General features: G+C 40.2%; 26 protein-coding genes and 2 tRNA genes. 15 read left to right on the forward strand and 13 right to left on the reverse strand.

Annotated elements, in window-relative coordinates:
* The first annotated feature begins 10 nt into the window (after positions 1-10).
* The 4 genes from F968_RS02390 (at position 11) to F968_RS02400 (ending at position 3,735) form a co-directional block, all read left to right on the forward strand.
* On the forward strand, positions 11-1,468 hold the full coding sequence (locus tag F968_RS02390) for an ATP-binding protein (RefSeq protein ID WP_004789880.1): 1,458 nt from the start codon (positions 11-13) through the stop codon (positions 1,466-1,468).
* Positions 1,469-1,495: 27 nt separating this feature from the next.
* On the forward strand, positions 1,496-1,624 hold the full coding sequence (locus F968_RS19505) for a hypothetical protein (RefSeq protein WP_081399465.1): 129 nt from the start codon (positions 1,496-1,498) through the stop codon (positions 1,622-1,624).
* Positions 1,625-1,659: 35 nt separating this feature from the next.
* Positions 1,660-3,174 carry an acetyl-CoA hydrolase/transferase family protein gene (locus tag F968_RS02395; RefSeq protein ID WP_004789882.1) on the forward strand — a complete coding sequence of 505 codons (1,515 nt, stop codon included), beginning with the start codon at positions 1,660-1,662 and terminating at the stop codon, positions 3,172-3,174.
* 129 nt (positions 3,175-3,303) lie between these two features.
* Positions 3,304-3,735 (forward strand): GNAT family acetyltransferase, encoded by a 432-nt coding sequence (locus tag F968_RS02400; RefSeq protein ID WP_004789884.1) that lies wholly within the window; start codon positions 3,304-3,306, stop codon positions 3,733-3,735.
* A gap of 174 nt (positions 3,736-3,909) precedes the next feature.
* Here F968_RS02400 and F968_RS02405 read toward each other — a convergent pair.
* A tRNA-Phe gene (locus tag F968_RS02405) sits at positions 3,910-3,985 on the reverse strand.
* Between the two features lie 104 nt (positions 3,986-4,089).
* Complete coding sequence (locus F968_RS02410; protein WP_004789887.1) at positions 4,090-4,473, reverse strand: GNAT family N-acetyltransferase; 384 nt, start codon at positions 4,471-4,473, stop codon at positions 4,090-4,092.
* 102 nt (positions 4,474-4,575) lie between these two features.
* On the opposite strand from F968_RS02410, the gene hisB reads away from it, so the two are divergent.
* The 5 genes from hisB (at position 4,576) to hisA (ending at position 8,039) form a co-directional block, all read left to right on the forward strand.
* Positions 4,576-5,169, forward strand: coding sequence for an imidazoleglycerol-phosphate dehydratase HisB (gene hisB, locus F968_RS02415; RefSeq protein ID WP_002116767.1), 594 nt, complete (start codon positions 4,576-4,578; stop codon positions 5,167-5,169).
* Positions 5,169-5,786 (forward strand): imidazole glycerol phosphate synthase subunit HisH, encoded by a 618-nt coding sequence (hisH, locus tag F968_RS02420; protein ID WP_004789889.1) that lies wholly within the window; start codon positions 5,169-5,171, stop codon positions 5,784-5,786. Before hisB ends, hisH begins: the two co-directional genes overlap by 1 nt.
* A gap of 150 nt (positions 5,787-5,936) precedes the next feature.
* Positions 5,937-6,485, forward strand: coding sequence for a DUF805 domain-containing protein (locus tag F968_RS02425; protein WP_004789892.1), 549 nt, complete (start codon positions 5,937-5,939; stop codon positions 6,483-6,485).
* Between the two features lie 86 nt (positions 6,486-6,571).
* Complete coding sequence (locus F968_RS02430) at positions 6,572-7,213, forward strand: 3'-5' exonuclease (RefSeq protein WP_034596091.1); 642 nt, start codon at positions 6,572-6,574, stop codon at positions 7,211-7,213.
* Between the two features lie 94 nt (positions 7,214-7,307).
* Positions 7,308-8,039, forward strand: a complete 732-nt coding sequence (hisA, locus tag F968_RS02435; protein ID WP_000905538.1) for a 1-(5-phosphoribosyl)-5-[(5-phosphoribosylamino)methylideneamino]imidazole-4-carboxamide isomerase — start codon at positions 7,308-7,310, stop codon at positions 8,037-8,039.
* Between the two features lie 70 nt (positions 8,040-8,109).
* Here hisA and F968_RS02440 read toward each other — a convergent pair whose 3' ends face one another.
* On the reverse strand, positions 8,110-8,661 hold the full coding sequence (locus F968_RS02440; protein WP_004789897.1) for a helix-turn-helix domain-containing protein: 552 nt from the start codon (positions 8,659-8,661) through the stop codon (positions 8,110-8,112).
* A gap of 97 nt (positions 8,662-8,758) precedes the next feature.
* Here F968_RS02440 and F968_RS02445 point away from each other — a divergent pair, with 97 nt between their 5' ends.
* On the forward strand, positions 8,759-9,661 hold the full coding sequence (locus F968_RS02445; protein ID WP_004789898.1) for a DMT family transporter: 903 nt from the start codon (positions 8,759-8,761) through the stop codon (positions 9,659-9,661).
* Positions 9,662-9,694: 33 nt separating this feature from the next.
* On the opposite strand, the gene F968_RS02450 is transcribed toward F968_RS02445, so the two are convergent.
* The 3 genes from F968_RS02450 to F968_RS02460 are packed head-to-tail and all read right to left on the reverse strand — an operon-like array spanning position 9,695 to position 11,719.
* A complete protein-coding gene (locus tag F968_RS02450) occupies positions 9,695-10,090 on the reverse strand; it encodes a DUF4870 family protein (protein WP_004789900.1) in 396 nt (131 codons plus the stop codon).
* A gap of 36 nt (positions 10,091-10,126) precedes the next feature.
* Positions 10,127-10,756 (reverse strand): DUF1294 domain-containing protein, encoded by a 630-nt coding sequence (locus F968_RS02455; protein WP_004789901.1) that lies wholly within the window; start codon positions 10,754-10,756, stop codon positions 10,127-10,129.
* A gap of 12 nt (positions 10,757-10,768) precedes the next feature.
* A complete protein-coding gene (locus F968_RS02460) occupies positions 10,769-11,719 on the reverse strand; it encodes a homoserine kinase (RefSeq protein WP_004789904.1) in 951 nt (316 codons plus the stop codon).
* Positions 11,720-11,831: 112 nt separating this feature from the next.
* Here F968_RS02460 and hisF point away from each other — a divergent pair, with 112 nt between their 5' ends.
* Positions 11,832-12,590 (forward strand): imidazole glycerol phosphate synthase subunit HisF, encoded by a 759-nt coding sequence (gene hisF, locus F968_RS02465; RefSeq protein ID WP_004789907.1) that lies wholly within the window; start codon positions 11,832-11,834, stop codon positions 12,588-12,590.
* Positions 12,591-12,631: 41 nt separating this feature from the next.
* Here hisF and F968_RS02470 read toward each other — a convergent pair whose 3' ends face one another.
* On the reverse strand, positions 12,632-13,270 hold the full coding sequence (locus tag F968_RS02470; RefSeq protein WP_004789908.1) for a hypothetical protein: 639 nt from the start codon (positions 13,268-13,270) through the stop codon (positions 12,632-12,634).
* 108 nt (positions 13,271-13,378) lie between these two features.
* Here F968_RS02470 and F968_RS02475 point away from each other — a divergent pair, with 108 nt between their 5' ends.
* Together F968_RS02475 and aqpZ are read left to right on the forward strand one after the other, a co-directional pair.
* Positions 13,379-14,383, forward strand: a complete 1,005-nt coding sequence (locus tag F968_RS02475) for an AraC family transcriptional regulator (RefSeq protein WP_004789910.1) — start codon at positions 13,379-13,381, stop codon at positions 14,381-14,383.
* 132 nt (positions 14,384-14,515) lie between these two features.
* Positions 14,516-15,205 (forward strand): aquaporin Z, encoded by a 690-nt coding sequence (gene aqpZ / locus F968_RS02480; protein WP_004789911.1) that lies wholly within the window; start codon positions 14,516-14,518, stop codon positions 15,203-15,205.
* A gap of 221 nt (positions 15,206-15,426) precedes the next feature.
* Here aqpZ and F968_RS02485 read toward each other — a convergent pair whose 3' ends face one another.
* The 3 genes from F968_RS02485 to F968_RS02495 all read right to left on the reverse strand — a co-directional run bounded on the left by F968_RS02485 (position 15,427) and on the right by F968_RS02495 (position 17,491).
* Entirely contained in the window at positions 15,427-15,669 is a 243-nt protein-coding gene (locus tag F968_RS02485) for a hypothetical protein (protein ID WP_004789912.1), read from the reverse strand.
* Positions 15,670-15,714: 45 nt separating this feature from the next.
* Positions 15,715-16,314 (reverse strand): LysE family translocator, encoded by a 600-nt coding sequence (locus F968_RS02490; RefSeq protein ID WP_004789913.1) that lies wholly within the window; start codon positions 16,312-16,314, stop codon positions 15,715-15,717.
* A 97-nt stretch (positions 16,315-16,411) separates the two neighbouring features.
* Positions 16,412-17,491 carry a DNA/RNA non-specific endonuclease gene (locus tag F968_RS02495; protein ID WP_034596117.1) on the reverse strand — a complete coding sequence of 360 codons (1,080 nt, stop codon included), beginning with the start codon at positions 17,489-17,491 and terminating at the stop codon, positions 16,412-16,414.
* 255 nt (positions 17,492-17,746) lie between these two features.
* Here F968_RS02495 and F968_RS02500 point away from each other — a divergent pair, with 255 nt between their 5' ends.
* A complete protein-coding gene (locus tag F968_RS02500; RefSeq protein ID WP_004789916.1) occupies positions 17,747-18,187 on the forward strand; it encodes a hypothetical protein in 441 nt (146 codons plus the stop codon).
* A gap of 56 nt (positions 18,188-18,243) precedes the next feature.
* On the opposite strand, the gene F968_RS02505 is transcribed toward F968_RS02500, so the two are convergent.
* The gene (locus tag F968_RS02505; RefSeq protein ID WP_004789917.1) at positions 18,244-20,121 is read right to left on the reverse strand and encodes a potassium transporter Kup; all 1,878 of its coding nucleotides are present in this window, start codon (positions 20,119-20,121) and stop codon (positions 18,244-18,246) included.
* 118 nt (positions 20,122-20,239) lie between these two features.
* Between F968_RS02505 and F968_RS02510 the strand changes: the two genes are divergently transcribed.
* Positions 20,240-20,329: transfer RNA gene (locus F968_RS02510), tRNA-Ser, on the forward strand.
* 65 nt (positions 20,330-20,394) lie between these two features.
* Here F968_RS02510 and F968_RS02515 read toward each other — a convergent pair.
* Together F968_RS02515 and F968_RS02520 are read right to left on the reverse strand one after the other, a co-directional pair.
* Complete coding sequence (locus F968_RS02515; protein WP_004789919.1) at positions 20,395-20,736, reverse strand: DHCW motif cupin fold protein; 342 nt, start codon at positions 20,734-20,736, stop codon at positions 20,395-20,397.
* Between the two features lie 152 nt (positions 20,737-20,888).
* Positions 20,889-21,446, reverse strand: coding sequence for an NAD(P)H-dependent oxidoreductase (locus tag F968_RS02520; protein WP_004789921.1), 558 nt, complete (start codon positions 21,444-21,446; stop codon positions 20,889-20,891).
* Positions 21,447-21,487 lie beyond the last annotated feature (41 nt).

The raw sequence follows: 21,487 nt of genomic DNA on the forward strand, positions 1-21,487 counted from the left end.
ATAAGATAGAGTGAGTTTAGATCCAATCGCGCCACAAAACTTTACTGATTACGCTACCTACTCAGAACGGAAACGAACTCGGTGGGAACGTTTTCTCGACAAAATTAAGCCGCGCTCTGCTGCCATGCGTACCACTATTCTGGTACTGCTGGTGGTATTTTTTAGCTTATTTATGTCGTTATGGTTCTTTTGGCGCACTCTTTACTTACCTGAAATTCAACAACACGCGCGTTATCTTGCAGTTGAACTCGAGCTCGTCAACAATCCAGATATACGAATTTTTCATCGCGAAAATGAAGTCGATGTTGATGAGTGGTTACGTAATCGTGTTGGAATTGAATACATTACCAATCCCAAAGAATATCCAAGTGTCCGCGATAAAGTAATTGCTGAGTTTTTTACTAATCAAATCGAACAAAAACTGGCAAATGAGATTGGGGCTAAGAATGTTACGGTTTACTTCCAGTTTAAACCTAGCCCACGTATTTGGATTCAAACACCTGAAATGCATGGAAACTGGGTTCGTGAACCTTTAAAAACCTATGCAAACTACAGTCCTGAGCTATTAATTGGTTGGGTCGTTGGTGTTCCTCTACTATCAGCTATCATTATTTTGATTCTAGTAAGACAAATGAACCGCCCTTTGCGTCGTTTGCAAAATGCTGCCAATGAATATAGTAAATCAGGAACAGCGCCTTACCTAGATACCAATCATGGTCCATTAGAAATTCGACAGGTGAACCAAGCCTTTAACCGTATGGTCTATACGCTTGATCAAACCGAGCGTGAACGACGTATTATGTTGGCTGGTATCTCACATGATTTGCGAACTCCCTTAACGCGCATTCGTTTAACAGCAGAAATGCTACCTGACGAGTTCTTACGCGAAGGTCTGGTTTATGACGTAGATGATATGGATGCGATTCTTAATCAGTTCATTTCGTATATGCGTGATGGTTCAGATGAAGAGTTGAAAGACACCAATATCAATATGCTTTTGCAAGAACTTGTTGTGCAATTTAAGCCACTTGATATTCAATTCGAAATGCAGGATGTGCCCATTATTCCGGCACGTAGCCTTTCTTTAAAACGACTTATTGCAAACCTGATTAATAATGCAAAGCGCTATGGTGCTGAACCTATAGATCTCAGTGCAAAAGTTGAAAATGAAAATATTTTAATTACTGTTGCCGATCATGGTGAAGGTATTCCACCAGATCAAATTGAAGAATTAATGCAGCCCTTTGTCCGTGGAGATGCCGCAAGAACGATCCAAGGGAGTGGACTCGGATTGGCTATTGTCAAACGTATTGTCGATATTCATCATGGTGAAATTCAAATTCACAACCGTGAACAAGGCGGTTTAGAAGTTATTATTTCTTTACCGATCCCAAAATCAGTCCCTGAAGAAAATAGCTCGATCAATCCATTAGAAAAAATAAAACAAACTTTGAGTGAGCGCTTTTAATTTAACCAGTTGGTTATTAAAAGGCTCATTTTAAAGACAAATAAAAGCAATAAAAATCAATTAAATAAAAACCATAAATATAATTTATACCACCATTTATTTACAAAATTAGACCTTAGCCTAACACCTATGCACTTTTCAATTTTTCATAGCTAAAATCCCGTATGTTTTGACAATTCTGAGGATGTCCAATGTCTTTAAGTCGTATTCGCCTAGCTTCTCTTCATGACAAGGTCATCAGTGCTGAACAAGCTGCGCAATTCATCGAAGATGGAATGACCGTAGGTATGAGTGGTTTTACTCGTGCTGGTGAAGCTAAAGCTGTTCCACAAGCACTTGTAGAACTTGCAAAGAAAAATCCGTTAAAAATCACGTTAATTACGGGTGCCAGCTTAGGTAATGACTTAGACAAACAACTCACGGAAGCAGGTGTTTTATCTCGTCGTATGCCATTCCAAGTGGACAACACTTTACGTCGTGCCATTAACAATGGCGAAGTTATGTTTATTGATCAACATTTGTCTGAAACTGTTGAACAAATGCGTAACCAACAGCTTAAACGTCCTGATGTTGCGGTAATTGAAGCAATTGCAATTACTGAAGATGGCGGCATTATTCCAACGACTTCTGTAGGAAACTCTGCAAGTTTCGCTATTTTTGCCGAGAAAGTTATTGTTGAAATCAACACATCTTTGAGTGAAAGCTTTGAAGGTTTACACGACATCTATATTCCAACTTACCGTCCAACACGTACTCCAATTCCATTAACAAAAGTGGATGAGCGCATTGGTACATCTGCAATTCAAATCGATCCTGCAAAGATTGTCGGTATTGTATTTAACGATACTCACGATTCACCATCAACGGTAACTCCGCCAGATGATGAAACTCAAGGCATTGCAAACCACCTTATTGCTTTCTTTAATAAAGAAGTTGCTGCAGGTCGCTTACCAAAGAGCCTTGGCCCATTACAAGCGGGTATCGGTTCCATTGCGAATGCTGTATTAACAGGTTTAAAAGATTCTGACTTTGAAGACCTCATCATGTACTCAGAAGTATTACAAGACTGTACTTTTGAACTCATTGATGCAGGCAAAATGAAATTTGCTTCTGGTAGCTCAATTACGCTTTCTGCAAAATGTGGCGAGAAAGTTTTTGGCAATATCGAAGCTTACAAAGACAAATTAGTACTTCGTCCACAAGAAATTTCTAACCACCCTGAACTGGTTCGCCGTTTAGGTATTATCGGCATTAACACTGCGCTTGAGTTCGATATTTACGGCAACGTGAACTCGACTCACGTATGTGGTACTAAAATGATGAACGGTATTGGCGGTTCTGGTGACTTCGCTCGTAATGCTCACTTGGCAATCTTTGTGACCAAATCAATTGCTAAAGGCGGCGATATCTCTTCTATCGTGCCAATGGTGAGCCATGTTGACCACAGTGAACATGATGTTGATATCTTAGTGACAGAACAAGGTTTAGCAGACTTACGCGGTTTAGCGCCTCGTGAACGCGCTCGCGCTGTTATCGATAATTGCGTACACCCACTTTATCGTGATGCATTAAATGATTACTTTGATCGTGCATGTGCTAAAGGTGGACACACTCCTCATTTACTTCGTGAGGCGCTGTCTTGGCATGCAAACTTCGAAGAAACAGGTCAAATGCTTCAAGCAGCACCAGTTGCAAAATCAGCTTAAATCACGGGTTGAATTAAAGCACTCCTAAGGGGGTGCTTTTTTATTTGTGTAAATTATTAATAAACACTGCTCAAGCCCGAATTTTTATTTTATCTTTTGAGCACATCAAAACAAAAAGTAGAAATCCATATGTTTATCATTCGTCAATTTACAAATGCGGATCTGGAAGATGTCGTCATTTTATGGGAAAGCTGCGGCCTGACTCGACCTTGGAATAATCCTGAAACCGATATTTTTAGAAAAGTCTCACAACAAGATGATTTGTTTTTAGTTGCGATTAAAGATGAGCAACTGATTGGTACGCTTATGGGCGGCTATGACGGCCATAGAGGATGGATTAATTATTTGGCTGTTCACCCCCACCAACAACGCTTAGGCATAGCTACAGCCCTTGTTCAACAGCTTGAAAAGCGACTCATCGCTCGAGGCTGCCCAAAACTTCAATTATTGGTGCGTAAAGATAATTTGAATGTACTGAATTTTTATGAACAACTCGGCTATGACGAAGTAGAAGCGGTATGTTTAGGAAAACGTCTAATTAATGATAGTTCACATGATTAGAGCCTTATTTATTATCATTTTGGCATAACACAAAAAATAAACTGAGTTTGGGGATAAGTAAGTGTGCTTGTGGATAAAACGGGATTTATACACAAGTGAATTAACGAAGTGTTGGGCAAAATAGATAGACATGAAAAAAGCCTCATACGTTAATGTATGAGGCTTTTTCGAATATGGTGGCGAGACCCAGGATCGAACTGGGGACACACGGATTTTCAATCCGTTGCTCTACCTACTGAGCTATCACGCCGAAGTGGGCGTATTAAACAATGTTTATATGACCACGTCAAGCAACTTCCGTATTTTTTGTAACAAGTGATTATTTTTAAATCACCATCACATACGGACTGGCTGTTAATGATGTAATTTACCAATATGAGCCAAACAACGATGAATTGCACCGCAGCCCGGCTCAAAAATTTTAACGCCTTTTGACTCTTCTATACGACAAGCTTCTTCAACTAAGCGCTCAGCTACCCCACGACCACGGTTAGCAGGGTGAACAACAATATATTCAAGGACCTTGCTTTCACCTTGTCCTGAAGACCAGATTGCACCTATAATTTTGGTGTTAAATTCAGCAGTGTATAGCGTGGTATACTGTTGTAAATCTTGTTCAAGTTGTTCAATCGCATCGTGCCCGTCACCAAACTCCGGACTTGTATCATACAAACGCTCAAGCTGATCGCGGATCTCTGAATTATCTAGAGAACTATAAGCATGTACGGTAATAGGCATTGATTAACCCTCCTGAGCAAACTATGATGCTGTCACGAATTCGTCACAGCGAAATTGTCGTTAACATCCAATCATTTTTGACGTTTTTTGAGGAACGTGTCCATGACGCAACGTATCAGTGAAGTGGTTAGAAATACCAATGAAACCAAAATTCGAGTTCGATTAAATCTCGACGGTACTGGTCAAGGCACACTAAACACTGGAGTTCCATTTTTAGACCATATGATTGATCAAATCAAGCGACATGGCTTATTTGATATCGATATTCATTGTGACGGAGACCTCGAGATTGATGATCACCACACTGTAGAAGACTGTGGAATCACGCTTGGACAAGCTTTTGCACAAGCTTTAGGCGATAAAAAAGGTTTAAAACGCTACGGTCATTTTTATGCACCATTAGACGAAGCTTTATCTCGCGTTGTTGTAGATTTATCTGGTCGTCCGGGTTTATTTATGGATATTCCTTTTACTCGTGCACGCATCGGTACCTTTGATGTCGATTTATTTTCTGAGTTTTTCCAAGGTTTCGTAAACCATGCGCTTATGACCTTACACATCGATAATTTGAAAGGTAAAAATAGCCACCATCAAATTGAAAGTGTGTTCAAAGCGCTAGCTCGTGCTTTACGTATGGCATGTGAAGTTGATCCACGTGCAGAAAACACGATTGCATCGACAAAAGGTAGCCTCTAATGACACGTATCGCGTTACTTGATTATGGCATGGGCAATCTACACTCAGCAGCTAAAGCACTTGAGCATGTGGGGGCTACAGTCGATGTGACCAATGATCCAAAATTAATTGCACAAGCTGACAAAATTGTTTTTCCGGGCGTTGGTGCAATGCGTGACTGTATGCAAGGCATGCGTGAAGCAGGTATTGATGAAGTCGTACGTAAAGCTGCTTTTAATAAGCCAGTCCTTGCGATTTGTGTAGGCATGCAGGCATTACTACAAAGTTCTGAAGAAAATGGCGGTGTAGACGCACTCGGTATTTTTGACGGTGTAGTAAAGCACTTCCCTCAAATGGAAGGTTTAAAAGTACCACACATGGGCTGGAACCAAGTTCACCAAATGGACTCAAGCCATCCAATGTGGAACAACATTGAGCAAGATGCTCGCTTCTACTTTGTACATAGTTACTATGTCGAACCTAAAGATGAAAGCGTTGTGGCTGCGACTTGTGAGTATGGTGTGAACTTCTGCACAGCGATTCACAAAGATAATTTATTCGCGACTCAATTCCACCCAGAGAAAAGTCATATTGCTGGTTTGCAGTTACTTAAAAACTTTGTGGAATGGAATATTTAATCTGATTTAAAACTAAAAAAGATCAGGTCTAGATGGCCTGATCTTTTTTTTATTTACAATAATAACTAATCATTTATAGAATGATGTTTTATTCAACAAAATATTGAATATTTATACTTTTAAATAAAACCAAATGATCAGGAAAACAAAATGAATTCACCTTTTGAAAATCAATCCCTTCAACAAGATTCCCCCTTTAAAGCTAATGGTCGTTTTGGTCGACTCTCTTATGCTGCTTGGACATTCTTATTTTCACTCGTCATCGGCATCGTTGTTGTTGCCATCGCATTCACTTTTGGATTTACATCTAGTCAGGATCTAACTGGCCTTTCTACAGCAGGCATGATTGTCATCGCCATTCTTTATATTGTTTGCCTCTATGTAAGCTTTGTATTTACAATGCGTCGCTTACATGACCGCAATAATACAGGATGGCTATCATTGCTGATGCTTATCCCTGTCGTAAACCTCATTTTCATGATTTATCTCTTTGCGGCAAAAGGTACAGAAGGCAATAATGATTACGGTCCACAACGCCCTACCCCTGGTTGGGAACGCGTTTTAGGCTGGATTTATATTATTCTGATTCCACTTGCTTTTGTTTTTGCTATTGTTGCCACAATCATGGCTCCGACTTATGAAGGTTATGTTGAAAAAAGCGAAAGCGTTGTCATTGGTACACCGTCTCAGTCTCAATAATTTTTAAAGACAATCATAAAGCCTAGTTCTCTAGGCTTTATTCATATATAAAGCTAATAGCTCAATTCATTTGTATGCTGTTAAATATGTCCGAAGCCTCTCCCCTCCTTGATAAAGCCTCTATTCAACAACTTCCTCCTTTTGAAAATCTTAACTATCAAAATATTGTCGTGATTGAAAATATTGAGCAATGCAAAACTATTGAAGAAGAATTAAAAAACGCTGTAGTTTTGGGATTTGATTCTGAATCTAAACCGACTTTTCGAGTGGGTGAAGTGTCAACAGGTCCACATTTGATTCAGCTGGCCACAGCAAAAAAAGCCTATTTATTTCATGTCAATTCATCGACTTTAAAATTTTTACAGCCCGTTTTGTCTAACCCTCAGCAAATTAAAGTTGGCTTTGGCCTTAAAAATGATAAACACATTTTTCATAAAAAAGGCATTGAACTGGAAAGTTGTGTCGATCTAGCCAAAGGCTTTAGTCACTTTGGTTTTACACAGCAAATGGGGGTTCAAAAAGCAATTGCACTTCTATTTGGACAATATCTTGCAAAGTCGAAAAAAGTTGGAACTTCAAATTGGGCAAGAAAGCCACTTACATCACAACAAATAAGCTACGCTGCCGCCGATGCGTATGCTGCATTATTGGTATTTGAAGAGCTCAGAAAGCAAGAACTATTACCAGCTCACATTTCACAAACGATTCAAACCGCACTTCAAGCGTAAAGTTATAAAAGTCTTTTCTAAGGCTTAGCGATTGATCAATACTTTGCTAAGATGTGCACAATTTCATAATCATGATGAAGCAAGGAGCGGAAGCATGCTAATCATTCCAGCAATTGACCTGAAAGATGGTAAATGTGTGCGTTTAAAACAAGGGCGTATGGAAGACGATACCGTTTTCTCTGACGATCCAGTTGCAACTGCCCAGCATTGGGTAAATGAAGGCGCACGTCGTTTGCATTTGGTTGATTTGAATGGCGCTTTCGCGGGTACTCCAATTCATAAGCCTGTTGTTGAAGCAATTGCTAAAGCTCAGCCAGAATTACCAATTCAAATTGGTGGTGGTATTCGCTCACTAGAGACTATCGAACACTACTTAGAAGCTGGCGTGACTTTTGTCATTATTGGTACTAAAGCAGTTCAAGAGCCTGAATTTGTAGAAGAAGCTTGTAAACGTTTTGCAGGTCACATCATTGTTGGTATTGATGCCATGAATGGTATGGTTGCAACTGACGGCTGGGCAAACGTTACTGATGTGAAAGCAACTGACTTAGCAAAACGCTTTGCAGATGCAGGCGTGTCTAGCATTGTTTATACAGACATTGCTCGTGACGGCATGATGCAAGGCGTAAATGTTGAGCAAACTGTAAACTTGGCTCAATACTCAGGCTTACCCGTGATTGCTTCAGGTGGTGTAACTAACCTTGATGACGTTCGCAACTTAAAAGGCCAACCGGGCATTTTAGGTGCAATCACAGGTCGTGCAATTTATGAAGGTACTTTAAACCTTCGTGAAGCTCAGCTGTTGCTAGATGAAAACCGTCTTTAATTTTTAAGATGTAAAAAAAAGAGCCTGATTAGGCTCTTTTTTATTGCTGATGTGACAAATATATTCTTAATCAATACACCACATTTCGCATAAATTTAAGTACTTGGTTACCACTATTGATATAGGTATAAGTCACTGAACTAGCATATATAAATGAAGAACCAGCAACGATAGTTTTTGAACAATCTGGAAATTGTATGGTCAACTCGCCTTCTAATACATAAATAAGCTCTTGCCATCCTTCTGGGTCTGCTTCAGCAACATAAGACTCCCCCACTGCTAACGACCATGTCCAAAGCTCAACTTGCGAACGGGACGGAACTGAAGCCAAAAAAGTCGCTCTACTTTCTTCTTTTTCACCTTGCCAAGCCAGTGCATTAACCAAAGCTTGTTCTTTATGCTCAGGTGCACTCACAATCGTTCTAAAGTCTACACCTAACACAGCCGCAATCGCATCGAGTTTGGCCAAGCTTATATTGACCTGTCCTGTTTCCAATGCAGCAATCGTTCGTCTACTTACACCTGCCTGATCTGCCAAGTCCTGTTGGCTTAAATCTCGTTCATCTCTTAAGGAACGGATATTTGTGCCGACATGCTGTAAAACGGTACTGGACTGACTCATAAATTAACGCAGCAAATAAAATATGAGCAATATATTGCACAAAATAGAAGAATAGCGCAATATGTGCAGTATATTGCACAATTCTTTTAATTTGAGTATGTCACCAATTTCCCTGAGTTCAAGCAAAGCCCCACAGTTAGCACTCATTTTGATTACGATCATTTGGGGCGGAACATTTCTTACGGTGCAATATGCACTGCATTTTTCGTCGCCTATGTTTTTTGTGGGCTGTCGCTTTGCGGTAGCAGCGCTTACTTTGCTTGTTATTTCTTTAAAAAGTATGAAAGGTGTCACTTTAAAAGATTTAGGCGCAGGTTGTGTGATTGGTCTTGTTATTGCAGCAGGCTATGGTACACAAACGATTGGTCTGCAAACAATTCCAAGTAGTGAGTCGGCTTTTTTAACAGCACTATATGTTCCGCTTGTTCCTATTTTAATGTGGCTCATCTTTAGAAAAGTTCCCCATATTATGACTTGGGTAGGTGCTGCTCTTGCTTTTGTCGGTCTTGTGCTATTGACAGGCAATGGTTTTGAGAAAATTACATTAAGTTTTGGGCAACTTTTAACAGTGCTCGGGTCGTTTGCGATTGCTTTAGAAATTATTTTTATTAGCTACTTTGCTGGAAAAGTAAATTTGCGTCGCGTTACGATCATTCAACTCGGTGTAGCCTCTCTGGTTTCTTTTGCCATTATGCCTGTGGTGGGTGAACATACAATTCCTACATTTTCATGGCCGCTTGTACTCATTGCGGTTGCATTAGGTTTAGCGAGTGCACTCATTCAATTTGTGATGAACTGGGCTCAACGTGTGGTTGATCCTTCACGTGCTGCAATTATCTATGCGGGAGAGCCTGTTTGGGCAGGCATTATTGGTCGAATTGCAGGTGAGCGCTTACCACTTATTGCTCTTCTGGGTGGTGCTTTAGTGGTATTAGGTGTTTTAGTCAGTGAGTTAAAACTTAAGTTGCCCATTAAAAAAACTAAAAGAATTCGAGAATAAAAAAAGAGAGCTTAATGCTCTCTTTTTTATTTATTAAGGCTGATACATCGGACGGTTATCATTTAAAGCAATCAAGCCGCGAATGGCACGATATACAATCCAGATCCATGCAGCACCAATTACACCCACACAAAATACGGTCGATGAGATTGCAACACCTGCAAATAGGTCAGTATTTTCACCTGTAAAGAACAGGAAAATAAACGGCAGAAAAGCAATAATATTCCAAGCCAGATACCACCAGAATGTTCGGATTTGCCATGTAAAATGGCTTTCAAAAATTGAGCCTTGCACATCGGAACGTTTTACATAATTAATAATTAAAGCAATAACCGCAAGTAAGCCGCCTGTAAAAATAGCGACAATATAAAGTACATATAAAATAAGCGTTAAAGTACGATTTGGATCTTGGTCGATAGAACTATTCATTTTTATACCTCTCAAGTTTAATAAAACGATTTACTTTTATGAGCCCCGCAACACATTTAAGGGAGAAATTAGCCACAAAATCAAAAGTAAATGAAGGAATATGGTACAAAAATAAATCTTACGGAATGGTTGTTTTTGTGTTTTATGTCTCAGTTTTTGTTGTGCCCACCATGCGGCAGGCCAGCCTCCTAAAAAGCTGACAATGTGCAATGTTTGCTCAGGCACACGGCGATTACCCAATTGTGCGGCTTCTTTGTCTTGTGAATAAAGCCAATAGCTCAGTACATTCATCATTAAAATAAACAATAAGGTATAGGCCGGCAAAATATGAATAAAACTCATAATGCCCATTAAAACGAAATAAAACACGATCCCCATTTGCATTGCAGACCATGGACTGGCTTGAAAAGAAGATTGTGTTTTTACAGGCTTTGATGCTTTACGAGTTTGAGATGCTTTTAAATAAGTGACCTGCTGAGCACGAAAGCGACCTTGCTCATCGAGAATAATCAGATATTCTAGTGCACAGCCAATAATTGGCCGAGGACCGGGGCGTGCAAAATCTTTAATATGCAAAAAGACTCGCTCTTTTTCAGCATCATCCGGCTGAATAAAGCCGTAACCTTTTTCGTCGAACCATTCGACTAATCGCCCCTGATCTCGCATCTTTATTCCCTTTTATGCTTTTACATGACTTAAACGGTCTTGCATCATTGCTCGCATTTCCTGCGGGTCTTTTTGCAAAATGTCATCGCCGGTACGTCCTTCTTCTTTATTTTTTTGAGCAACTTGCAAGCGCATTGACCAAAAACGGCATGCTGCCATTGCCAAGAATACATCTAAACACTCAAGTTCATCTGAAGTAAGCACACGAACTTGTTGATATGCCGCTAAGTAAGCGGCTACTTTGTCAGAGTTTAAATGTGCTGCTGGATATTCGGTACAAAAATCATTAATGGTAATCGCAATATCAAACAGTAATTCATCTTGATTTAGCTCGTAAAAATCTAAAATACCTTGTAGTTGCTCGCCTTCAAACAAAGTATTATCACGGAACAAATCTGAGTGAATAAAGCCTGTTGGTCGGTTCGAGTATTGTGCTGTTTTAGCATTAAAAGCTTGATAAACCTGCTCAAGTAACGCTTGGTCATCTTGAGTCATATTTGGTTTAAGCTGCTCTGCAACACCTGTCCAGTACTGATGATCACGTCGATACTCACGCTCAAGCGGAAAATCTTGTAAAGCCACATGTAGCTTCGCCTGTGCGTCTGCAATTGCGGCAACTTGCGCTACTGTGGTTTGCATGGGATGGTGGCCCATGAGCCGCGGTGCAATCTGTGCAGGCTTTTCTGCAATCACATGAACTGCTTGTCCGCTATGTTTTAACGGCACAGCAACAGGGACATCATGAGTTCCCAATTGTTCAAGAACAGGAATGAGTTCGCCTGCCCCTTGTGCATCTAACTCTTCAAACACGGTAAGTACATACTGTTTGCGGTTTACATCAACCAAAAAATAATTGGTGTTTTGAATACCTCCCTGAATTGGGTTCAGCTCCAACACCTCTAATCCATAAGGTGCAGCAAAGGTGCGAACTTCATCTAAACTCAACGGGGTATAAACCGACATGGAAAACCTGCAAAAAACATCTGTGAAGTTTGATAGAATACCTCTTCCCTCCATGAAGGTGTAGCGCCTGTGTAGGAACTTTCACCAACGGCGATTATTTTTGGAAAAAGCTATGCTTGCTAAACGTATTATTCCTTGCCTAGACGTTGATAACGGACGCGTAGTTAAAGGCGTTCAATTCCTCGATATTCGTGATGCGGGCGACCCAGTTGAAGTGGCACGTCGCTATAACGAACAAGGTGCAGACGAAATTACCTTCTTAGACATTACCGCTACACATCATGGACGCGATACCACTTACCGTACTGTTGAACGTATGGCCGAGACTGTATTTGTGCCATTAACTGTGGGTGGTGGCGTACGTAAGGTTGAAGATATTCGTGCGTTATTAAATGCAGGCGCAGATAAAGTCAGTATTAACTCAGCTGCCGTATTTAACCCTGAATTTGTTCAAGAAGCTTCTCAGCACTTTGGCGCACAATGTATTGTGGTTGCGATTGATGCCAAAAAAACTGGCGATAACAAATGGGAAATCTTTACTCACGGTGGCCGTAAGCCAACGGGTATTGATGCGATTGAGTGGGCTGTACAAATGGCTGACTACGGTGCGGGCGAGTTACTCATTACCAGTATGGATGCCGATGGTACTAAAGCGGGTTACGACATTGCTTTAATGCGTGCTATTAATGACCGCGTTACCATTCCAACCATTGCCTCAGGCGGTGTAGGTAACTTACAACACCTTGCAGACGGAATTTTACAAGGTGGTGCCGATGCAGTATTGGCAGCAAGTATTTTCCACTTTGGCCAATATACCATTCCGGAAGCTAAACAATATTTAGCTGAACAAGGCATCGAAATGCGCTTGTAAGCTTATTGATATTTAAAGGGGCGATATGCCCCTTTATTTTTTTATGCAGCACCATCTACTGCATTCACCTCAGTAGTAAGTTCAGGCTTTTCTTTTTTCTCGACCCATTTTGCAGGGAAGATTTTCTCTACTGCTTGAGAAAGTGGTCTAGCAAATGCAGCAGGTAAACGCACACCCAAAGGATTTTGTTCTTTTAAATCTGCCGAAGACACCACACGTGTTCCCATTACATAATCAAACCAAGGTTTGGTTACACACCAATTGGCGTCTTGGTTAGAGTTCATGTGATGGTCGTAATGCCACGGAATTTTGCGCTTTGCCCATTCAGGCTCTAAATGTGCACGGCGATGAATATAATAATAATTACCAGCACTGTACCAAGCTGCAAGTGCCATACCTTTTGAAAATGGATAGAAAATAGCACTTGAAACGGTTGCTACGACTGCCAGTGAAATTAACTCATTTTTAGTTCGCCAGTTTCCAACGCCCTCAACATAGCAATCATCATGAAATTGTTGTTTACGGACTTCACGATGGTGTGCCCAATGGGATTCCATGCTTTTTGGCACGGGGCTATAGCGCGGTTTTCCAGCACGGTGTACACCATGCAAAATATATTTATGCGCCACCCATTCAAATGCATTCGCAACCGCAATTCCTGCAATGAACCCTTTTAACATCGCCTAACTCCTTTTTCTTTTATTCAGAATATAAAATTCGCTATGCTAGGTATTGACCAGAATTTATGGTTTCATTGACAAATCACGACAAGAAAGAGGTGGTTAGGGATGCCACAACTAAAAAACTATACAGGTTCTGTCTATGGGGGGCTCGGACATCTATTAAAAGCTTATTGTGAAGCCAATCAGTTAGCTATTCCTGAACAATTAGAACAAGTTCAAAATCTGGAACGCTTTGACTACGTGGTTTGGCGCGATCTATTAGAAATCATTTATAAACTAGACCCGAAGCCAGGATTAGGCCTAGAAATTGCCAAATATGTACAACCCAAACACTTAGGGATTATTGCCTACCTTGCTCTCTCTTGCGATAACTTAGGTGAAGCTTTAATTCGCTATCATGATTTTCATCGTCTGATTTATGACGGCAGCCCTTTAGTCGTCGAGCTACAAGGAAGATATGGTTCTATTCGCTGGGAAGCGACTGAGTTACACCCTACTCAGCTTACTGATGAAATCGCGATTGCACTGGTCATTCAGTTCTTACGTCTTTTTATGTCTCATGAAGATGTGCATTTACATGAAGTACATTTTTTAAATGCTGCCCCTAAAAATATCAGGGTTTATGAACAATACTTCCAATGTCCCGTTCGTTTTAGCCAGCCGCGTACAGAGTTACTCATTCCCATTACTGAAATTCATAAGCCGCTTAGCAGCGCCGACCACACCCTACAGCAACTATTGGTTCAGCAAGCACAAGCACTTTTAGAACAATTACCAAATTCGACCCAACTTGATCAGCGTTTACAGCATTCAATTTTGACTGGACTGCAAAAAAATCAATATCAAATTGAATATATTGCTGCTCAATTAGGCCTGTCAGTTCGACAGCTCCAACGGCATTTACAACAACAAAACACCACCTTTCAGGAGCGCGTTCAGCAAGTGCGCTTTATGCTTGCAACCGAGTATTTAAAAGACCCACATTTGAGCCTACAAGAGATTGCCCTTTTGCTTTGTTACTCCGAACAAAGTGCTTTTCAAAGAGCATTTAAACATTGGACTAATCAAACACCACAGCAATGGAGAGATCATTTTTTAGACAAAAAATAACCAACCAAAACTTACAAATCTTTTCTTGATTAAAACAACACTGAAAACAAAAATTTCATATAGTCACATGCTTCAAATTTATGTGACGTAATTCACATTAATTAAAATAGATTAAATAAATGAGTAATCAGAATGAATAAATATTTTGCTGAATTTCTAGGTACGTTTTGGCTAGTCTTTGGTGGTTGTGGTAGCGCAGTTTTAGCCGCAGCTTTCCCTGAACTTGGTATTGGCTTTGCAGGTGTAGCTCTTGCCTTTGGTTTAACCGTACTGACAGGCGCCTATGCTCTAGGGCATATCTCAGGTGGACATTTTAATCCCGCGGTAAGTGTTGGCCTTTGGGTCGGCGGCCGCTTCGATGTTAAAGATTTAATTCCCTATATTGTTGCTCAAGTGGTCGGTGCGACTGCTGCTGCATTTGTTCTCTACATTATTGCTCAAGGCCAAGCGGGCTTTAACGGTGTTGGTGGTTTTGCTTCAAATGGTTTTGGTGATTTATCACCAAATAAATTTGGTTTAGGTTCTGCGTTTATTATTGAAGTGGTACTTACAGCGTTCTTCTTAATCATTATTTTAGGATCAACACATGGTCGTGCGCCTGCTGGCTTCGCTCCTATTGCGATTGGTTTGGGCTTAACACTCATTCACTTAATCAGTATTCCGGTGACGAACACTTCGGTGAACCCTGCACGTAGTACAGGCGTTGCGTTCTTTGCTGAAACTGCTGCTTTAAGTCAGTTGTGGTTGTTCTGGGTAGCACCGATTTTAGGGGCTGTGATTGGGGCGATTATTTATAAGGTAGTTGCTGGGGAGAAGGATTAATTCTTTATATATAGCCTTAATCTACTATCGCGGTGGGTGACATGGATGTCACCTGTTGAGCAGGGGTACACGGAAGTACCCTCTGTTCAACAAAAGACTTTTGCTTACTTTTGGTCTTTCAAAAGTAAGAAATGTCTATACAAACTCAATAAGACCTAACGTGGTATTAAAGACTGTATGGCAGAATGACTATGCTAAACATCACACATAGAATGCATAAATTATAAAAACGGATTATTAATTTCTTGCTCAGCTGGACGTTCAATTTTCTCAGGCAATTCTTCTTTTTCCAAAGCCGCAACCACTTCATTTAAAAAGCTCTGTAAAGTCTTCGCTTGTTCTAATCCGATTTTGTCTTTAGTAATTTGTAAGTTGCCATAAATGCTGACGCAATCGACATCATTTTCTAATGTTAAATCTTCAATTGAAGAAGACTCTGTACCCTTTTCAAATGGTTTAAACATAGGTCTTGTCTCGTTGTTATATCTTCACAGTGTAATACGACCAATTTAAAAAAAATCGATCAAAATTAAAAGAGCCGATAAAATTAAGAATGCTCCCATCAATATATTAAAATATTTCAAACGGTTGCCCTGATTGAGCACCACTGAAAATTTATCACCACAGAACCCCCAAAAGAATAAGCACGCATAACAAGTGAAGAAATAAATAATAATAAAGATCGGCAAAGACTGCGGGTTCTCAATGCTTGTAAACATGGTAATGCCCGACACACAAGCTAACCATGCTTTGGGGTTGAGCCACTGTAGCAAAAAACCATCTTTAAAATTGGGAATAATAATATGCTCTACGGGAGCAGTTGAAATAGAAATATTGGCCGCAGAAAGAATAATTTTTATGCCGATGTAACAAACAAATAGTGTTCCACAAACTGCAAGGATTTTTAAAACAATAGGAAACTGAGTTAATAAACTCTGAAGACCAAATGCCATAAAAATTAAAAGCAAGGTAAAACCAATCGTGGCACCTGAAATATAGGGAAGCGATCTTTTTAAACCATGATTTAAACTGGTCGATAAAATGACAGTATTTACTGGGCCTGGGGTAATAGACATTGCAAATGAAAAAAGAAACATCGAAGCAAACATTGTTATTGTCCTTATTAAAATAGAATCCATAGACAGATCTGTCTATGGATTCTATTTTAAACATTTACGCTTTTGCAATAACAATCAAAAAAGCTACTTATTTCATTATTTGCAAGAAATAGTTCACCAATGCTTCAACCAGTTGCTTCACAATCGCTTGGCGTGTTTCTTCGTCAATCGTTGGAACTTTTGCTTCCATTGCTTCTGATGAACCACTTTTTTGTTTTTTAAACTGGTCTTGTAACGCTTTAATTTGATCAGCGTTTAAGTCCTGCTCACATTGACTCTCGCCATCCCAATGTAAATAGTCCAGCTTCTGATTTGGCTTAACCGAGGCTGCCGTTAAAGGGAGACGATAGACATTACGCTTTTGTTGCTCAGTTAACTGTGGGAACAGGTTAACGCCTAAGCGTTCTTCAAGGTAACAAACACTCACCACTTTCACTTGTAGAGAGTTATTGTTTGGTGCGTAGTAAGCCCCAATAGCGCCAGTTTTTGGCATATAGACCGCTTTATAAACGGCGGTTGGAACAATTACACCCTTTCCAATCGTTTTAAGGCGTTTACCCTCAAAAACAGGGCCAGTAACCACATAAACATCTTGTTTTTGCTTAGTGGCAAGGGCGCGTGTGGCTTCTTCAAGTTTACGCCAAACTTCCTGATTATTTTTAGGTGCTTGCGGCACCATATTACTTAACGAGAAACTATCGGATTGTGATTTTTTATTTGGCATGTCGCCATTTGGTGCCATATGACCACGGTCATAGCCTGAACCACGATAGTCACTTAATAATGCTCGATGCTTTTGATCAATACGGGTTTCTTCATGGAAGTTGTCTTCACGCTTAATTTTGACACTCAAACGTTCTGCATTTAAATGCTCAGCCGACCATAAAGGCGTTTTAGAAATGCCTGAATACAATACATTAAAGCCATTAAAACACAGCGGATAACTGTCTTTTTTTAAGCTATCTTTATTTAAAGCAGGGGGAACTTCTCGATAGAACTGATTAAGGCAAGTCGAGTTAGTACTTAAAGGTGAAAACCACTGCGAAATCTTTTCACTACCAAATGCAATCGCAAAACTTCCCGCAGCAATACAAACAAGAATAATCTTGCCAAAATGCTCACTTAGAGAGAATGAGTTTGTACCTTTACTGCGTTTTTTACTTGCCATGTTTTTATCAATACCACTGTCCACACGCAGCTTAACAATCCTGCTTTTTTAAGTATATCTCTTATCTTTCAAATGGTTAAAACATGGTCATCTTTTTTGTAACTCAATTTCCCATTACGTAACAATCTGTTGGAATTATGAGATGCTTTGGCTATTGAATTATGCCAATTGCGTATCTTTCGTTGAAAAACACTGATTGCTTATGACATGGTTAGCTCCACAAATTTGGATAAAAATATAATCGGAGTCCACTTAATGATCCATTCAAAGATTATTGGTATTGGCGTAATCACGGGATTATGTAGTATGGCCGCTTTGGCTGAACCAGCAGTCCAGCCAGGAGATACTTTAGAAAGTTTGTCTAAAGTGAAAGTTACGACAACGGTAAATGGCCAACCTGGTTCTATTAGCGATTTAGTCAATAGCGGACAAGTACAACAAGTTTCTGCTGCACCGACAAATGCGGCGCCTACTGGTGCTCCTATTCCGGCAGATGTTCCACCTGCTCCTCCAGCAGGCGGTGAAATGGCTCCTCCGGCTGCACCAATGGATGCAGTACCACCTGCACCGAACCAAGCTCCTCCAGCGCAACAAGATCCGAACACTCCACCGCCTCCAGCAGATCCAACTCAGTCGGCAGACCCGATGGCAAAAGATGGTGGTTTGCCAGCAGATGCACCTATGCAAGCTCAGTAATCAGAGCCATAAAAAAACCAAGACATTTGTCTTGGTTTTTTTATTACATCAAATTTTTAGATTTCGATTTGACTACCTAACTCAACTACACGGTTGGTTGGAATCTGATAGAAATCACTCACCGGACTGGTATTACGCTGCATAGAGATAAATAGTTTTTCTCTCCATGGAGACATGCCATCACCCACCGAATGAACAATACGATCGCGGGAAATAAAGAAGCTGATGTGCATTAAGTCGTATTCAAGACCGAGTTGTTCATAGGCCTGCATAAGTGCTTTTGGTACATTCATTTCATCTTTAAAACCGTAGAAAATTTTAATACGGAAGAAATGCTCAGCTAGGGTTTCTGTTGAAATACGTTCTTCTGGTGCAACAAATGGTACATCTTCAATAATGACTGTTACCAAGATATTGCGCTGATGCAGCACTTTATTATGCTTGATATTATGTAGCATGGCATGCGGCACAACGTTTGGCGTACCCGTCATAAAGACAGCATCACCTGGCACCCAGTGCACACTATTACCAATACTTTTCACAAACAAATCTAGCGATAACGTATCGTGTTCGAGCTTAGCAAAAGTAAGTTCACGACCACGTTTCCATGTCATTAAGATGGTCACTGCAATCGCACCAATTAATAATGGCACCCAACCGCCCGACAAGATTTTAAGTGAAGTTGCTGCGACTAAAACCGACTCTAAAATAAAGAATGGAATAATCAGGAGTAGCACTTTTGGCATGCTCCACTTCCAAGCCGAATAGATGAACACAGCAACCAAAATCGTGTCACACAGCATGGTTAAAGTTACAGCCAGACCGTACGCACTTGCCAAGTTTGAGCTGGTTTTGAAAATCAAAATTAAGATAATAATTGCGATTAAAAGCAACCAGTTTAAGAAAGGAACATAGATCTGACCTTCTTCAGACTCAGAGGTATGTTTAATACTTAAACGTGGTAAATAACCCAATTGGATCGCTTGGCGAGCAAGTGAAAACACCCCAGAAATTACGGCTTGAGAAGCAATCACGGTTGCCATGGTCGCCATAATAATCATTGGGTAAAGTGCCCACTGCGGAACCAATAAATAGAACGGGTTTTGAATCGCCGCTGGATCTCTTAATAGTAATGCACCCTGTCCTGCGTAGTTTAAAACCAAACACGGTAACACCACAAAGAACCATGCTAGACGAATTGGAACTGGTCCAAAATGTCCCATATCGGCATACAGTGCTTCACCACCAGTGACTGTTAAAACGACAGCACCCATAACAAAAAAGGTCATTACGGGGTGGTGATAGATAAACTGAATTGCCCAATGTGGACTAAACATGCCCAACACCACAGGAGTCTGAATGACGCTGTGAAGGCCTAATAATCCTAACGATAAGAACCACACCATCGTGATCGGGCCAAAAAACTTTCCGACAAAGGCCGTACCGTGTTTTTGTACCAAAAATAACGCGATGATAATGGTGATCGCAATTGGCATGATGAACGGGTCAAACACATTGGTTGCAATAGACAAACCTTCGACTGCCGAAAGTACCGAAATGGCAGGGGTAATAATACCGTCACCAAAAAACAGCGATGCACCAATAAAGCCAATCGCAATCATGTAGATTTTTTTGTTGTCGGCAATTTTGGCTTTACGCAAGTTCAATGCGAGTAAGGCCATGATTCCGCCTTCGCCATTGTTGTCTGCACGCATGACAATAGCGACATACTTGATGCTGATGATCAGCATTAAGCACCAAAAAATAATGGATAAAATTCCTAATACGTTTTCAGGCTGAATTCCCAACCCATGCGCTGCATGGAAGGACTCTTTTAAGGCGTAGAGTGGACTTGTACCAATATCTCCAAAGACCACCCCAAGAGCTGCCAAAGCCGTGGCAGGCAAGGTTGCTTTTTTGGCCGTATTTTGCATTGTGTAATTAAACCAATATGATTTTTATCGCAATCTTATCACCTCTATTATTTTTTTTCTGTAATGCTCATCTTAAATCTTGGCAGAACTGGTTTTTTTAGTTACTATCGCACGCCTTGGTGAGGTGTCCGAGTGGCTTAAGGAGCACGCCTGGAAAGTGTGTATACGTTTGCGCGTATCGAGGGTTCGAATCCCTCTCTCACCGCCAGAATTGAAAAAAGACCTAAATCATTTTGATCTAGGTCTTTTTTATTTAACTTAAATAAAATCAATTTAATCAACGATAAGTAGCTTCGCACCATTCAAACTAAAAGACTGATGTGGCTCTGAATTGTCCCCTACTTGATAACTCATGCCTGGAGTTAAAGTAAAGGTTCGACCATCCTTCAATCTACTTTCTAATTCGCCTTCTAGGCAAAATAATATATGCCCTTTTTCACACCAATGGTCTGCTAAGTAATTTGCTGAGTACTCGACAAGTCTTACTCTAATTTTATTTGCTTCTTCACCAAAAAATTGAGTTTTCCAATAAGCTTTTCCAGTTTCACCGCTATATTCAGTGACTTCAATTTCTTCCCAGTTTGTAATTTGAAATGGAAAAGGCGCGATATTCATTTTTTATTCCATAGAATGTCTTGTTGTATTTTCAACTTATAGACAAAACTATTTTTTGCAAATGATTTATTCAGAAATCAAAAAGATATCAAAATTTTTATCCATTCTTTAAGGACCCAAACCTCACGTTCAGGCCTCCCCCTTTTTTAAACCTACTCAGACAACGCTAGTAACTTTTGAACATACTGAACCGTATTATTTTCTATGTCTTGTTGAGTCGGAACATCATCGTCTTCTGAAGGGTTTGTGTCTAAACCATAAAATGCATGAAGCGGTTGATAGTCTGCCCCAACATATAAAGCTGTTAGTTCAAATGGGGTAAAAATCTTCTCCAAAGAAATTTGATACTCTCCGCTTTCTGAATAAACTTGTTCTTGGCCACCAGCAGACAGAGCCAGCATAAACTTTTTATTTTTGAGCTTGTCGCCTGTCGAACCATATGCCCATCCATACGCCAAAACTTCATCTAACCATTGTTTTAATAGCGGTGGGCAGTTAAACCAATACACTGGAAATTGAAATACTAAATTTTCATGTTCTTCTACAAGTGCTTGCTCTTTGGCAACATCAATCACCCCGTCTGGGTAGGCTTGATAAATTTGGTGAATCGTAAATTGATCAGGATGCTTTTCTAGTTCCTCAATCCATCTTTTATTTACAACAGACTGGTCTATGTGAGGATGCGTAACAATGACTAATGTCTTTTTCATTATGAAAACACTCTTATCGAAAAGTAGATAAATCGATTATA

The sequence above is a fragment of the Acinetobacter sp. NIPH 817 genome (genome assembly GCF_000368405.1).
Classification (GTDB): Bacteria; Pseudomonadota; Gammaproteobacteria; order Pseudomonadales; family Moraxellaceae; genus Acinetobacter.